Below are 14,961 nucleotides of genomic sequence, written 5' to 3'. Positions count from 1 at the left end.
GAATTGGCGTGATGAAAATCACAGCAGAAAAAGGCAGCGATTTTGTCCATGCATATAGCGTGAATGGCTATGATGTGATTCGCATTTTTCCATGAGTATAAAACCTGATGCGCATTAATTTGCAGCAATTATGAATTTGTAAACGTTTTACATGCCTGCTGGATGAATCTGGTGACCATTTTTGTTCTTTGACACAAACTGAAGTGTCTGACGAATTTATCCATATTTATAGCGGTTCAATTCATGGCTGAAAACCTGTGTCCCCGATATAAAAGAAAAAGAACAGGACGACGAGTGGAGCAGTCATGGACAAGGTCAGTGCAGAACAGCGGTGTGTTATCGGTCTCGATTTCGGATCAGATTCGGTCAGGGCGCTGCTGGTGGATACCCGGAATGGCAAAGAGATTGCCTCAGGGGTGGCTTATTATTCCCGTTGGATGGCCGGAGCATACTGCGAGCCAGGTCAGTCGCAGTTTCGCCATCACCCGCTGGATTATATCGAGTCGATGACTCAGGCCATTGCCGAGGCACTCAGCCAGGTGCCGCCAGCGGTGGCTCAATCTGTGGTGGGTATTGGTGTGGACAGCACGGGATCAACCCCGGCACCTGTTGATGCCGAGGGCAATGTGCTTGCGCTGCGGCCAGAGTTTGCGCACAACCCCAACGCCATGTTCATTTTGTGGAAAGACCATACGTCTGTCAGCAAGGCGGAACGGATCAATGCACTGGCGCACTCCCATGACTTCCCCGATTACACCCGCTATGTCGGCGGTATTTACTCCTCGGAATGGTTCTGGGCAAAAGCGGCCTGGGTGGCGGAGCAGGCTCCGGAGCTTGTTGAGCATATCCATAGCTGGGTGGAGCTTTGCGACTGGGTGCCAGCATTGCTGACGGGCAATCAGCACCCTGATCGCTTGCGACGCAGTGTCTGTGCTGCCGGCCATAAAGCCATGTGGCATGACAGCTGGGGCGGTCTGCCTGATCAGGCTTTTCTGTCGGCGATTTCCCCGACATTAGACGGCATGCGAGAGCGGCTGTTCACAGAGGTATTTACATCGGACGAGCAGGCAGGACGTCTGTCTGCGACCTGGGCAGGCAAACTGGGACTGCCGGAGGGGATTGCCGTTGCCGTCGGCGGATTTGACTGCCACATGGGGGCTGTTGGGGCCGGTGCGGGTGAGCATGATCTGGTCAAGGTGATTGGTACATCAACCTGCGACATCCTGATGGTCAATCACCAGACGCTGGGTGAAAAAACCATACACGGGATCTGTGGCCAGGTGAAAGGCAGCGCTATGCCGGAGCTGGTGGCACTGGAAGCCGGCCAGTCTGCTTTTGGGGATATTTACGCCTGGTATAAGCGGCTGCTGATGTGGCCGTTACAGGCGTATGCCAGGCAGCATCCGCAAGCCAGCCTGCCACTGGAGGACATCGAAAAACAGCTGATCCCTGCCTTAGCTCAGGCCGCACTGGGCACAGAGCGCGATCTCAGCCTGCCGGTGGCCATGGACTGGCATAACGGACGCCGCACGCCCAATGCCAATCAACGCCTGAAAGGCGCGCTTACCGGCATGAATCTGGGTTCAGATGCGCCGGAACTGTTTCTGTCGCTGGTGGAATCGACCGCCCACGGGGCCAAAGCCATCGTGGATTGTTTTACCGGGCAGGGCATTGAGGTGAGGCGCGTGATTGCGATTGGCGGTATTTCGCAGAAATCCCCGCTGGTGATGCAAACCTGCGCCGACGTACTGGGACGGGAGATTGCTGTCGTTGAGTCGGAACAGTGCTGCGCGCTTGGCGCCGCTATTTTTGCGGCAGTTGCTGCGGGAGTTTACCCGTCAGCCAGCGTTGCGCAGTCTCAGATGGCCAGCCCGATCAGCCGGGTTTACTCACCGGTCACAGGGACAGAAAAAATGAATCAACAACGTTATCAGGGCTATCAACAACTCGGGCAGCAACTGGAAGCCTTGTCCGAGTTCCAACTGTCACAGGAGCGCAATCATGACCACTGATGTTTCGTTACAGCTTGCTGCGCAAGGCAGTGGTGCGGACGCACGGCGACAGGCGCTGCGCCATCAGGTCTGGCAGGCGAATATGGACTTGCAACGCCATCAGCTGGTGACGTTTACCTGGGGCAATGTCTCCGGAATCGATCGTCAGCAGGGCATCGTGGTGATCAAGCCCAGTGGTGTCGCTTATGAGGCACTGAGTGCCGAAAACATGGTGGTGCTGGATCTGGAAGGCAATGTGCTGGAAGGCGATCTGAAGCCCTCCTCAGATACGGCAACCCATTTGGCTTTGTATCAGGCCTTTCCGGATATCGGGGGGATCGTGCATACCCACTCACCGCAAGCCACAGCCTGGGCGCAGGCCGGTAAAGCGATTCCGGCATTAGGGACGACGCACGCCGATTATTTCTACGGCCACATCCCCTGTACCCGGGCCTTGACCGATGAAGAGATAACCACGGACTACGAACACAATACCGGCCTGGTGATCGTGGAAACCATCGGCAGCCAGGATGCCATGGCGATCCCGGGCATTATTGTCAAAGAACATGCGCCTTTCAGCTGGGGCAGCGATGCCGATCAGGCGGTCCATAACGCTGTTGTGCTGGAAACCGTTGCCGCGATGGCGACCCAGACGCTGCAGATTAACCCGTCTGTTTCCGCCGTGAATCCCGCATTACTGGACAAACATTACCTGCGTAAGCATGGCAAAAATGCCTATTACGGGCAGGGCAAAACGGATAAGAAATAAGGAATCACAATGAAAGCTTTCAGCAATAAATACGTCTGGTTTGTGACCGGGTCACAGCATCTGTACGGGCCAACCGTCTTAGACAGCGTGGCACAGAACAGTCAGCAGATAGTGAACAGCCTCAACCAGTCACCGGTTATTTCTGTCCCTGTGGTCAATCAAGGAACCGTCAAAACACCGGATGAAATTCTGGCGGTCTGTCGTCTGGCCAATAACGATCCGGATTGTGTCGGACTGGTGCTGTGGATGCACACTTTCTCGCCGGCCAAAATGTGGATTGCCGGTCTGAGCCAGCTCAGTAAACCTTTCCTGCACCTGCACACTCAGTTCAATGCGGCATTGCCGTGGGATGAGATTGACATGCATTTTATGAACCTGAACCAGAGTGCGCACGGGTGCCGCGAGTTCGGTTTCATTGGTACGCGTCTGAATATCGACCGCAAAGTGGTGGTCGGCCACTGGGAAAACCCGGTTGTGCATCAGCAGATTGATGACTGGTGCCGGGCGGCAGTGGGGATCCATGCCGGGCAGCAACTCAAAGTGGCTCGTTTTGGCGATAACATGCGGCAGGTGGCGGTCACCGAAGGCAACAAGGTATCCGCCCAGATCCAGTTTGGCTACGAGGTGCATGGCTATGGGCTGGGTGAGCTGAGCGACAGTGTGAATGCCGTTAGCGAGGGGGAGGTTTCAGCCTTACTGGATGAGTATGCCTCACGCTATACCCTGGATCCGGCTTTGCTGTCCAATGCCGATACTTTGGCGATCCTGCGTCAGGAAGCGCGTCTGGAGCGGGGCATGGAGCGCTTTCTTGAATCCGTCGGCGCAACAGCATTTACCAACACCTTTGAAAACCTGAGCGGCCTGAGCAATCTGCCGGGCTTGGCGACTCAGCGGTTGATGGAAAAAGGCTACGGCTATGGCGGCGAAGGTGACTGGAAAACCGCCGCGATGACAAGAATCATGAAAGTGATGGGTCAGGGCCGCAGTGGCGGGACGTCTTTCATGGAAGACTACACCTATAACTTTGGTGCGAAGGACCAGGTGCTGGGCGCGCACATGCTGGAAGTGTGTCCGTCCATTGCCGATGCCAAGCCCGCGATTGAAATCCACCGTCATACCATTGGCTGTCGTTGTGATATTGCCCGGATGATGTTCAGGGGCAAAGCCGGCCCGGCGGTGAATGTGTCTGTGATTGATCTGGGGAACCGTTTTCGCATGCTGGTCAATACCGTGGAAGCCGTGACTCCGCCACAGACGATGCCGCATCTGCCCGTTGCCCATGCACTTTGGGAACCTCAGCCAAACTTGGAAACGGCCGCTGCCGCCTGGATCCATGCCGGGGGCGCTCACCATACCGTTTACAGCCAGTCGGTCACCGTCGATATGCTGGCGGATTACGCCGAAATGGCCGGTATTGAAATGGTGCTGATTGATCAGGAGACCCGGATTCGTCCGTTCAAAGCCGAGCTGAAAAATAACAGCGTCTATTACCGGTTGGCATCAGGGATTTAAACTTCATTTTGCGCCCTCTTCGTGATGAAAAGGGCGCTAACGGATCACTTGTGAAAGAAGACAACGCCATAGCAGCAGGGTTGCAACATGAGACGACGGGCTATCAGGACTGGCGGGTGGAAGTCTCTGTCGCTGAACCTGAGACCTTTATTCTTTACTTTCGGGATCAGCCGCAGTGCCAGGCTGTGCTCGCGCTCAGCGTGAATGGCCGGGCTTTGTCTCTGCATGATATTCGCTGGCAATTTCGCCGGAAAGCGCATCAGCTGGAGCAGTGGTGCAATCTCACCCTGGGCGACACCTTATCCATCAGCATGACTTACAGGTTTAGTGCAGACAGGCTGGAAATTGATTATCTGGCCCGTAATCCGATTCCCTCCCGGCTTGAACTGGCGCATCAGATCAGCTCAACCGTGTTGCAGGAAGCGCAATCGGATAGCAAACCTGCAGTGAGCTGGCTGTTTCAACGCAATGGACAGCCAAGCGAATATTTAATCGAGCAGACCACTCATGGTTTCTGCGAAGCCTTTTCGGCCTCTCTGTGGCTGTTGTTAGGTCAAAACTGTGATGAGAACATTCGTACTTAATGCGCCGCCTGCATACACTAGAAGGCTGCTTACAGCGGGTACAGAAAACGAATGATGCAAAACGATCCACTCAAACCCGGATATAATTTTGATGCCCACCTGGTTGCCGGGCTGACGCCGATTATCGAAGGGGATGAGCTCGACTTTACGATTGATCGCCCGAACGGAATGAAAGGGTTTATCATCAATTTTACCAGCAAAGGGGAAGGAACCATTTTCCACGGCAAGGATGCGTTTGATGTCCAGCCCGGGGATCTCTTGCTGTTCCCGCCTTCTGCGGCACATTACTACCAACGCAAGGAAGATTGTTCGTCCTGGTTTCACCGTTGGGTGTATTTTCGGCCACGGGCATTCTGGCACGACTGGCTGAACTGGCAGGAAGAAAAGAATGGTGTGTACATCACCAGAGGATTAGATGAAGAGACGATTCGTCATATCGAACGGTTATTTATCGATATCGAATACACCTCGAAGTCGGATGTGCCCTATCGCAACGACCTGGCGGTGAATCTGCTGGAGCAGCTACTGATTCGTTGTAAGAGTCTGCAACCGGATGTGGTGAGCAGGCCGCTTGATCCGCGTGTGATCGAAGCGATGAATTATATGACGCAGCATTTGAATCAGGATTTCAGCATTGAAGACATCTCCGCCCATATCTGTCTGTCCCCGTCGCGGCTCGGGCATTTGTTCCGGGATGAAATGGAAATGACCATCACTCAGTGGCGGGATGATCAGCGGATCAGCCGTGCCAAGCAATTGCTGGTTACCACGAACTATTCCATCAACCATATCGGCCGCATTGTCGGCTATACCGACCCTTTGTACTTCTCCCGCGTGTTTAAGCGTAAATCAGGCGTCAGCCCTAAGCTGTATCGTGAGCAGGTCACCTGAGGCGCTACACGTCCAGAATCCGTTCTGCCGCTTTCTGAGCTTGTTCTGTTCCTGAAGGCTTGGCCTCGTGACCAGGGAAACACTCAGCGGTAAAGGTGGTATCGTAAAGCCGCTGCCGGATCATTTCTGCGATTTCGACAATCAGCTCGACCATGCCCGGCTGCCTGACCTTTTTTTTGCTGCACATGATGTAGAGAGATTCGCTCAGCCGCAGGGCGTAATGCGGTAATACAGGCACTAACTGGCTATCGGGCGAATACAGGTAAGTGGGGAGCACGGCAATGCCCATCCCTCTTTCGGCGGCATGCATTTTGGTCAGGTTGGTCTCAAAATACTGGCTGCGCTCAGGCAGGGAGAACTTACTTTGCTGAGCATAGATGTTCGGCCAGTCTAATTTCCCTTTCGACTGAATCAGCAAGCGGTGCTCACCAAGATCTGAAAGTGAGGCAGGCGTACCGTAACGTTTCAGGTATGTACGGCTGGCGACAATCACTTTATCGACGTCTGCCACCCGCTGGTAATAAAAGGCCGGTTCAGGCTGAGAAAAATTCAGCGCAATATCTAAATCATCGTCAAAGAAGGCTTTTTCAAGGCTGGTTTCGACCAGATTGATTACCAAGTGCGGGTAAGTGGCCATGAGTTGGTCGATGACAGGCAGCATCACCCGATTGCCCAGCGCGACCGAACAGGCCAGATTGAACGAACCTGCCATTGTCTCTGTTTGTCCGAGTGACATCATGCAGTGACGCAACCCGTTCAGACTGGTCTGGCATTCTGCCAGCAATGTCATGCCTTCACGGCTTAACTTGAAGTGATGTTTGTTCTCACGAATAAACAGATCACAGCCAAGTTGGGACTCCAGCTTCTTGATTTGGGCACTGATGGTGGACTGCGAAATGTTCAGCTTATTCGCCGCACGGGAAAAGCTGTTGTACTCCGCGACCGCCTGAAAGTAGTGCAGCAGGGCAAATGACTTATCCATGTTCATCGTTGTTGATTGACCTATCCATCAGATTTCATCACGTCGCAATGGAAGTGTAGGCGCTCCATTGTTCTTATTGTTCTAACTATAGGTAAGCAAAGTGAATCTTGATACTCGAGATGGGTATTATCCGGTTCCGGACCTCAGTACAGCGGGCGTGTGATGGCTGACGGTGTTCTCCTCGGTTCTGCTTGTCTGGCAGGTGCTGAAAATTACGCGTAACGGATTTTCCTCGGGTATGGCGGATGGTTGTGACCGGGGAAAGAATGTACGAAAGAGAGGCTTTTCAGGCAGACAGCGATATTATTTTAGAACCAGATCAAATAAACCTTTACAACGGTGGAGAGTCGCGTATGATTCATCTTGCTCTGTCGCTCAGATTAATTAATGCAACTTCAAGTCAAAGTAAAACCTCAGAATTTCTTCGTAACTGTCGTTATCCTCAGTGTTTCCCTTAGCTTCATTGTGACATTCAATAATTTAGGCTCTCAGCGCATCGCATGAATGCGGTAAATATTTTGAATTCATCTAAATAAAAGGGACAAATTATGTCTAACAAATCAACTGGTCTGGTTAAGTGGTTTAACGAAGAGAAAGGTTTCGGTTTCATTACTCAAGACAACGGCGGTGCTGACGTATTCGTTCACTTCCGTGCAATCGCTTCAGAAGGCTTCAAAACTCTGGCTGAAGGTCAGAAAGTGTCTTTTGACGTTGAGCAAGGTCAGAAAGGCCCACAGGCTGCTAACGTAGTAGCACTGTAATTTTTTTCATTGGCGTAAAGGGCACTATGCCTTTTACGCCAATGTATCGACAACGAAAATTATGCCTCTCCTGCCTTAAAAGCACGTCAGCTGTAAGCTTCCAAACGCCTTCGTAACACACCATCAAACACCAGTATTTGCTTTGTCATTAAACTGCAAATAAATTCCATTAGCATATTTATCTTAAGCAAGTTTCATATTGCGTTTTATACGTAATGATTTTGCTTATTTGAAAGAAAAAATAAGGAGACATTATGTCTCGTTCAATTGGTCGTCATCGATTTTGGTTTCATCAAAGTCGTACTAAAAATACATCCGAAAATAAGAGGGTCGCCATTCAGTGATTGTTAATTTTACGCTTTATCAAGAACAAAAATCCTGGAGTTCACGTATTCATCAGTTAAATGATGATGTCCTGCTCCGGCATGTCCACCTTCAGGGAAATATTGCCCGCAGAGATATCGATTTTTCCTACTGTGAAAGATCCCACTCGGGAAATATTCTGAACAGTGAAAATCAAGTGATTGGTCATTTCAGCGTTTTTTCGTCATAACTTCGCCATAACACCACCAGTCATTCATTTCATGGCTACCGCCGCCAGGCCATGCAGTGAACGATGATTGAGTCATTTCCCGCCGATGATATTCATTTGCCCCCGTATCTTTGTTGCCGTCTTTACTTCAGCCTGAAAATGCGCAGGTCAGCCAGCACCGTATAAAAATCGAATTCTTAAGCAACTGCATCCGGTTTTTTAGCTGTATTTCCAGCTGGGCTGCTGATGTGCTTTGCTCGCAACAGTGCGTACAGGTTGCAACGTTTCGTCCATTGACGGTCACAACCATGAACGAATCATGTTCTGTGTCGGAAATATTCAATAAATCACACGCCTGGCTGAGTATCTTCATGTTCAACACAGAGGAGATATCACATGACGAAACGCGTAAACTACTTCAGCATTGCCCCGCAAGCGATAGAGATTCTGTTCCAGCAGGAAAACTATTTTCATCAGCAGTTCAGTGAATCACAAACCATGTCGATGATCATTTGGGAGCTGGTGAAACTGCGTGTATCACAGATCAACCAATGTGCTTTTTGTATCGACATGCACAGCAAAGATGCACTCAAACTGGGTGAGCAACCGGAACGTATCTGGGGATTGAACGCCTGGCGCGACATGCCGTTTTATACCGCGCAGGAAAAAGTCGCTTTGGCATTTGCAGAACACCTCAGCGCTTGCAAACCTGTGGACGATGCTATGTATCAGCAGGTGCTGGACACCTTTGGTGAACAGGCTATGGTTGATCTGACGTTCGCCATCAATGCGATTAACAGCTGGAACCGGGTGGTAAAAACCTTCAAACCCGAAGTCGGGAGTTTTACCGCAGCATAGAACCGCAGTACAGGATATAGGATAGTGACCATATATGGATTTCAGGATCTTTAAACCACAAGGCGTGCTGAAAGATCATGTTCAGGGAATATGGTCGCTTTCTGTGTCACCTCATCGGGTTGTTGATGAGAAAAAACTGCTGTTCAGTGATGCCGGAAGCGGCATCATGTTCAATCTGGGAGGCGAGGTCTGTTTTGGGAATTACAGTCAGCCGGAAGGCGTGATGATCATGCCAAACAGTAAAGAAGCCCAGTATGTGACTTTGCCTCCCGGTGCTGTTCTGGCCGGGATTCGTTTTCATCCCGGCATGGGCTATAGCGTGCTGGGCAAGCGTTTTGACCATCCGGTTTCCATTGCCGATGAACCGGATCGTTTCTATTTTCTTCAATCGCTGCAGCAGCAGCTTGGCGCGTGCCGCCACCATCAGGCGCGCCTTGTCGCCATGTATCGCTGGCTGACATACCATCTGGATACTGACGATGCTACACACCAGACGATTACCCGTATTGTGAAAGCGGTGCAGCCTTACAGCTGGCCACAAGCGCTGCCGGTCGGTACCCGGCAGATCGAAAGACATTTCCAGAAATGGATGGGCATGACGCCCAAATACTATCAGCGAATTCTGCGGGTCAAACAGTCACTGGAGCTGATACAGCGCTCACCTGATATCCCGCTGGCGGATCTGGCCGCTGAACAAGGGTTTGCCGATCAGGCACATATGACGCGGGAGTTCAGCCACATCGCTAAAATTACTCCGAAGCAATACAGCCGGCTGGTCAAACAGAAGCAGGGCAGATAGCGCTTGTCACTGAATGCTCATTGAGTACGCTTCTTTTTCACGGTTGTCAGTCTGGTAAAGGAATGAACTCCGTCTCATCACCAGGAACCAGCGGAAAATCGTGGTTTCGCCAGTCGGTTTTGGCCTGTTCAATCCGCGCTTTACGGCTGGAGACAAAGTTCCATTCAATGAAACGTGTGCCTACATTTTCACCCCCGATAATCGCAATGCGGGAGGGCACTTTTGCTTCAATGGTGATGCCTTCCTGCTGCGACACGATGGCCATGCTATGTTCCGGCAAGTCGCTGTCTTTTGCAGTGACATGGCCTTTGGCAATGTAGATCGCGCGTTCTTCGGCCATCGGCAGGGTGAAGCGCTGTCCCGGCTGGAGATCTGCTTCTACGTACAGGGTTTCTGCAAATGTTTGTACCGGTGATGTTACGCCAAACGCGGTGCCCATCAATACTCTGACCGGAACACCGTCGATATGAAGGGATGGAATCGTGTCATTCGGGTAGTGATAAAATGCCGGCTCACATTCTTCGTCGGCCAGCGGGAGCGCTAACCAGAGCTGCAGGCCATGCAATAGGTGATCAGTAGCGGTGACTTCATATCGTTCACGTTCGGAATGCACAATCCCTTTGCCTGCGACCATCAGATTAATGTCGCCGGGTTGAATAGGTTGCAGGCTTCCCAGCGAGTCACGATGCAGAATTTCGCCCTCAAATAAATAGGTGACGGTTGCGATGCCGATGTGCGGATGGGGACGCACGTTAATCCCTTCGCCTGCGGGAAAATTCGCCGGGCCCATATGGTCGAAAAAAATCCACGGTCCCACCATTTTCTGTTGTGCTGTCGGCAGCAAGCGGCGAACGGAAAAGCCCCCTAAGTCTTTGTCTTTTGCAAACAGAATGCGCTTGATTGCCCCGCAACTGTCTGTGCAGTCACACGGCTGCTCTGCATCTTTCAATGTATTGCTCATCATCTCTCCTGCCCGTTGTTTTGGTTTAAGTATGGCGTAGTGACAGTCATTCGTGAACAATTTGGTCGTGAACAAACATAGTCTTGAACAAAGATGGAAAAAGCCTGTGCAGAAAGAAGAATGGACCAATTGGCGGGTGAGACATGTCAGGTGTTTCGGTTTAAATACATTGTCCAAGGGTGAAAGACAAAAAAAACAGCGCAGTGTCCGTACTGCGCTGTTTGAGTGATGCCTAAGCGTTAAAACGCGTTTGATCTTGAATGTCAGATATCGCGTTCAGATCCGACGATTGCTGCGTATACCTCAACATGGGCGGTTTCACCTGCATTGGTCAACAGTAAATGCATGTACCCGGCTTTGTCAGCCGTGATTTCGATGAACGCCTGATTGTCTGGATCAGCCGATGCTGTGTCGTGTCTTTCTGCTGTCGGCCAGTGCGAGCTGGCAGCATAGAGGCTGACATTCGCGTTTTGGTTCTGCTCGCTTGGTGTTACCCAGACCCGTAGTGTCTGTCCTGCCTCCGGCACATAAAATCCCAGATAACGCTGCGCTGAAATGCGTAACGTCTGAGGGGTATCGGCTTCTAATATTACAGGGGTTAAATCATCTGCGGGCTGTGAACCGGTGTGTCCACCATTTTCCTCGGGCTCGGCGATATCCGCAGCGGCCTTCAGTACGACCTGCTTGAATGCTTCACGCCCTGCAATGCTCAGATAATATCGGCCAGGCTTGATGTTGCCATTGGCATCAGGGCTGATCGTGAGCTGTTCATGGCTGCCGGCTGTGAAAGCAGTGAAGTCATAGTCGTAGTAATGAGCAGTGCGATCATAACTTGCGTACAGATCCGCATCGCCATCACCTGTGATCGCAAAGGTAAGATTGCGGGTGTTGGCAGGGATATCAACATAGAACAGTTGCTCGCTGTAAGCCGCACCGGACAGTGTGACAGTGCTGTTTAATGCCAGTGCTTTCGCCTCATCCTGGCCAGGCTCCGGGTTCTCAGGCTGCTCACCGTCAGTGCTCACGGTCAGTAACCACTGATTGAACGCTTCCGCATAGCGCGAGCCCAGCGTATTTGCGGTTTCTGTCCACTGCGTGTAATCACCCTGACGGGCGAAAGAGAGCAAAGTATTGACCTCATTCGGATGGTTTTCCATCAGGAAACGGACGGCCAGGTAACCCCAGCGATAGATGCGATCCAGATCGTGATCGTAGGTGGTACTCAGTATCTCAGACAAGGAATAGGTTTGTTTGCGGGCCAGTTCAACGGCAGCGTCATAACCTTGTTTGTAATGCATGTATTCGGCAAAACCTTCCAGCCACCACACGGTGTGCCCCGGGCTTAATACATCGTTGAAGTCACCGTAGAGATTGAAGCGGCCATCCAGATAATGCACATATTCATGCTCGAGGTTGAGAATACTGTAACCTTGCGAATATTCATTCCGGTAGGCCACAAAGCGGGCCTGATTGTCAGGGTTGGCCGGATTGCCTTCCAGGTATTGCCCGCCATTGTTGGTGGTGTTGCCAAACAGGAAGTTGGAATAGCTGACATAATCGGCATTGGTGTTGAAAACGATCACCTCAACACTGTCGTTATAATCATCGGCTACCGGCTGATACCCGCTGTTGACGACCTGATGGAAATCGGCTTCTTTCTCCGCAAGGAGAGTGCAGGCCTCTGCGGCCTGTTCTTGCGTCATTGCCTGAGCGCGAATAATGGCCGGTCCGTCACAGTGATGGCGCAGTGGCATGATTCTGGCTTCAAGCTGATTTTTCGCATCTTTCAGCCCCAGCGCTTCTGCTTTCTCGGGGGCGAAGTAATTGATCATTTCTGCAATACCGACCCACATTTTGTCGCTCTTACCGCCCAGCGGATAGCGCTGGAGCAGTGACTCCAGAATGGCGAGCACTTGAGTTCGGGTCGATTCATGAGGTGTTACCAGCAGACGGCCCATTTCACGGGCGGCATTGGTCACAATGAAATCAGCCTCAGTGCCCAAGGCCCATTCACTCTCCAGAATAAACCGGTGTAACTGTTCCAGGTACTCAGGGTGTTGTGCCAAATCATCATAGAAATGGTCAACGCCGATATGTCCGCTCATAGCACGGAACAGGTTGTTGAGGGTGTCAACAAATTGCAGATCCTGTGCTTTTTCAGCGGTGAAATGATTCAGCAGTTGTAACTGGCTGGCCATGGTCAAGGGTAACTGACGGATGTTGTCTACCATGGTTGTCATGCTTTTCAGCGCTGCAACCTGTTCCCTGCCACTTTGCGTGGCATAGGGTGAGGCAAGAAAAGTCTGAATGGTATTTGCCAGCGACACATCTAAAGCATCAGAGAAATCGCCGTATTGTCCTTGATGCGGATAACGCACGTAATAGGCAGCCCGGATAAATTCACCGAGATTTTCGATGACACTTGCTTGCTGGGTTTCTCCCCGGTAGTTACTGATATGCAGCATTAACTGCTGTTGTATCTGGCGAATACTGCTCTCGCTGAACAGCGAGTTCAATATATCAGAAGGCGCAGAGAACCAGGCAATTCTGCATTCGAGATCGGCCTGTTCAATGGTCCTGATCGGCGACGGTGAAGATGACAAGGCATCAATCTCGCAAGCCGGCGCGGCAGAGGCTGTGTTTGCATAGAAAGCTGCGGAGATGAGCAAAGCCAGCGCTGAACGCTGACATCCTGAGTGTAGGTATTTCATATGGCCAACCATTTGATTTATCAGTATTAAGGTAAGCCGCCTGTTATACCAGCAGGAAATAATAGTGCACTGTGTTGAATATTAAACTAAGAGGTCGGTCCACAAATCAACGAAAAAGGAAACAGCCTGATATGGTTGCCAGGCAAGTACAAAAAATCAGGGCAGAAAATAACTCTCACCAATTGAAAGGGGCAAAGTGGCAAGGCGCAGGAATAAAAATGGCGCGGATAAACGCGCCAGTGTCAGTAGAAAGTCGTGGGTGCTGCTGAATTATCGGTTTGATGGAATCAGACGTTGAACCGCAAATGTCTCGCCACCTTGTTCAGAAATATTGAGGGTGAGCGTGTGGGCCGCTTCTCTGTGACTGTAAACAAAAACACGGCCGTCTTCTTTGGTTTTGTAATGGGATTTCTGGCTTGGCACAGAAACATCAACATTGGCCTGCGGCACGCCCTCTTTTTCTACGAACACCCATGCCCCGCCTTTTAAAGGCGTAACTTGTACCGTGAGTGATTCTGTTAAATCGGCGAATGCTGAACCGGAAAATGCGATGGCGGCTGTGAACAGTGCTGCAATAAAGGTTTTCATAGTGTGACTCCGACAATTGATTCAGGTGAGAAGGATGTTTTAAAGCATGTAGTGATAATAAGTGTGATTTGCATCACGTTAAAGAGTGTTTTTTCTTCCGTGTTGTTCGGTTTTTTCGAATGAGTGGTGTGTGTATTATCTGGATTGATTTTAAGTGTTTGATACTATGCTACTTATTATCAAAATGAAGATGGAACAGGATGAAGTAAGCATGGATATTGACCCGGTTCGACTAAGAAAAGCGACATGGGCAGATATGGACTTTTTGTTGAAATTGCGTGATCGGACTATGCGACAGTATTTGCAAAAGGCAGGTGCACCAACAGACAAAGATGCCTATAAAAACCGAATTCTCTATCATTTTGATGACGCGCAAATTGTGGAAATAGCCGATAAACGTGTTGGCTTGTTTAAAGCATTTTATCAGGCAGATTTGAACCAGTGGTATCTGGCTCAGATTCAAATCCTTCCCGAGTATCAGAATCATAAAATAGGCAGGGCACTCATCACCGAGCTGATCACTAAAGCGACGGACAATCATGAGTCTGTATCTTTAAGTGTATTAAAAGGCAGCCCTGCCCGGCGTTTATATGAACGTCTTGGCTTCCAGTGCATGAGTGAATCTGAATTTGAGTTCAATATGCTTTTTCACCCATTTGACAGGGAGTAACTATGGTGGCGATAAGAGTGATGGGTTACCTGAGATCTTCAAGTGAGTGAAAATCCAAGTCTTTATATACTGCATCGTCTTAATTTGTTGATTTTAAATTGTTATTTTATTCTTTGCCCATTCACTTTAATGTAACTGACTTTATTATTTTTTACATTAATTTTCCTAATCGGCTCGCAATATAAACCTTTGATTGAGTGTAAGCTGTGTTCTTCCATTAGCCCTGATTCGGGCAGGGCTATATTCAACTCAAACAACAATGATTCCTTTTTGGAAACGATGTGGTGTGATTCTTGACTCAGCGTTGAGTGACCAGAGTGCCTTTTTGCTTTCTGTTGACAGGGATAAGTCA

At 50.4% G+C, this 14,961-nt stretch carries 13 protein-coding genes; 9 read left to right on the top strand and 4 right to left on the bottom strand.

Annotated elements, in window-relative coordinates; translation table 11 throughout:
• Nucleotides 1–305 precede the first annotated feature (305 nt).
• From LN341_RS15845 to araC, 5 genes are read left to right on the top strand one after another with little or no spacing between them, the layout of a single operon-like run.
• Nucleotides 306–2,012 carry a ribulokinase gene (locus LN341_RS15845; protein WP_234205890.1) on the top strand — a complete coding sequence of 569 codons (1,707 nt, stop codon included), beginning with the start codon at nucleotides 306–308 and terminating at the stop codon, nucleotides 2,010–2,012.
• Nucleotides 2,002–2,760 (top strand): L-ribulose-5-phosphate 4-epimerase, encoded by a 759-nt coding sequence (locus LN341_RS15840; RefSeq protein ID WP_255783143.1) that lies wholly within the window; start codon nucleotides 2,002–2,004, stop codon nucleotides 2,758–2,760. The genes LN341_RS15845 and LN341_RS15840 overlap by 11 nt, the downstream gene beginning before the upstream one ends.
• A 9-nt stretch (nucleotides 2,761–2,769) precedes the next feature.
• Nucleotides 2,770–4,272, top strand: coding sequence for an L-arabinose isomerase (araA, locus tag LN341_RS15835; protein WP_046220176.1), 1,503 nt, complete (start codon nucleotides 2,770–2,772; stop codon nucleotides 4,270–4,272).
• A gap of 50 nt (nucleotides 4,273–4,322) precedes the next feature.
• Nucleotides 4,323–4,856: a hypothetical protein gene (locus tag LN341_RS15830; protein ID WP_234205888.1), complete on the top strand. Its 534-nt coding sequence runs from the start codon at nucleotides 4,323–4,325 to the stop codon at nucleotides 4,854–4,856.
• Nucleotides 4,857–4,907: 51 nt separating this feature from the next.
• Entirely contained in the window at nucleotides 4,908–5,747 is an 840-nt protein-coding gene (gene araC / locus LN341_RS15825) for an arabinose operon transcriptional regulator AraC (RefSeq protein WP_082095723.1), read from the top strand.
• A gap of 4 nt (nucleotides 5,748–5,751) precedes the next feature.
• Here the strand turns inward: araC and LN341_RS15820 are convergent, their stop codons facing one another.
• On the bottom strand, nucleotides 5,752–6,729 hold the full coding sequence (locus LN341_RS15820; RefSeq protein WP_234205886.1) for a LysR family transcriptional regulator: 978 nt from the start codon (nucleotides 6,727–6,729) through the stop codon (nucleotides 5,752–5,754).
• A 548-nt stretch (nucleotides 6,730–7,277) separates the two neighbouring features.
• Here LN341_RS15820 and LN341_RS15815 point away from each other — a divergent pair.
• The 3 genes from LN341_RS15815 (at nucleotide 7,278) to LN341_RS15805 (ending at nucleotide 9,679) form a co-directional block, all read left to right on the top strand.
• A complete protein-coding gene (locus tag LN341_RS15815; RefSeq protein ID WP_046220180.1) occupies nucleotides 7,278–7,490 on the top strand; it encodes a cold-shock protein in 213 nt (70 codons plus the stop codon).
• A 928-nt stretch (nucleotides 7,491–8,418) separates the two neighbouring features.
• The gene (locus LN341_RS15810) at nucleotides 8,419–8,880 is read left to right on the top strand and encodes a carboxymuconolactone decarboxylase family protein (RefSeq protein ID WP_046220182.1); all 462 of its coding nucleotides are present in this window, start codon (nucleotides 8,419–8,421) and stop codon (nucleotides 8,878–8,880) included.
• A 34-nt stretch (nucleotides 8,881–8,914) separates the two neighbouring features.
• Nucleotides 8,915–9,679 carry a helix-turn-helix domain-containing protein gene (locus tag LN341_RS15805; RefSeq protein ID WP_234205883.1) on the top strand — a complete coding sequence of 255 codons (765 nt, stop codon included), beginning with the start codon at nucleotides 8,915–8,917 and terminating at the stop codon, nucleotides 9,677–9,679.
• 46 nt (nucleotides 9,680–9,725) lie between these two features.
• Here the strand turns inward: LN341_RS15805 and LN341_RS15800 are convergent, their stop codons facing one another.
• The 3 genes from LN341_RS15800 to LN341_RS15790 form a co-directional block, all read right to left on the bottom strand.
• Nucleotides 9,726–10,640 (bottom strand): pirin family protein, encoded by a 915-nt coding sequence (locus LN341_RS15800; RefSeq protein WP_234205881.1) that lies wholly within the window; start codon nucleotides 10,638–10,640, stop codon nucleotides 9,726–9,728.
• Nucleotides 10,641–10,903: 263 nt separating this feature from the next.
• Nucleotides 10,904–13,351: a M9 family metallopeptidase gene (locus LN341_RS15795; protein ID WP_234205879.1), complete on the bottom strand. Its 2,448-nt coding sequence runs from the start codon at nucleotides 13,349–13,351 to the stop codon at nucleotides 10,904–10,906.
• A 270-nt stretch (nucleotides 13,352–13,621) separates the two neighbouring features.
• Nucleotides 13,622–13,939 carry a hypothetical protein gene (locus LN341_RS15790; protein ID WP_046220185.1) on the bottom strand — a complete coding sequence of 106 codons (318 nt, stop codon included), beginning with the start codon at nucleotides 13,937–13,939 and terminating at the stop codon, nucleotides 13,622–13,624.
• Between the two features lie 211 nt (nucleotides 13,940–14,150).
• On the opposite strand from LN341_RS15790, the gene LN341_RS15785 reads away from it, so the two are divergent.
• The gene (locus LN341_RS15785) at nucleotides 14,151–14,609 is read left to right on the top strand and encodes an N-acetyltransferase (RefSeq protein WP_234205877.1); all 459 of its coding nucleotides are present in this window, start codon (nucleotides 14,151–14,153) and stop codon (nucleotides 14,607–14,609) included.
• Nucleotides 14,610–14,961: the final 352 nt, after the last annotated feature.

Origin of the sequence: Photobacterium sp. TLY01 (assembly GCF_021432065.1) — a bacterium.
In the GTDB taxonomy this organism is placed as follows: domain Bacteria; phylum Pseudomonadota; class Gammaproteobacteria; order Enterobacterales; family Vibrionaceae; genus Photobacterium; species Photobacterium halotolerans_A.
Note: the sequence above shows the minus strand (reverse complement) of the source record. Positions and strands in the feature narration are given on the sequence as shown.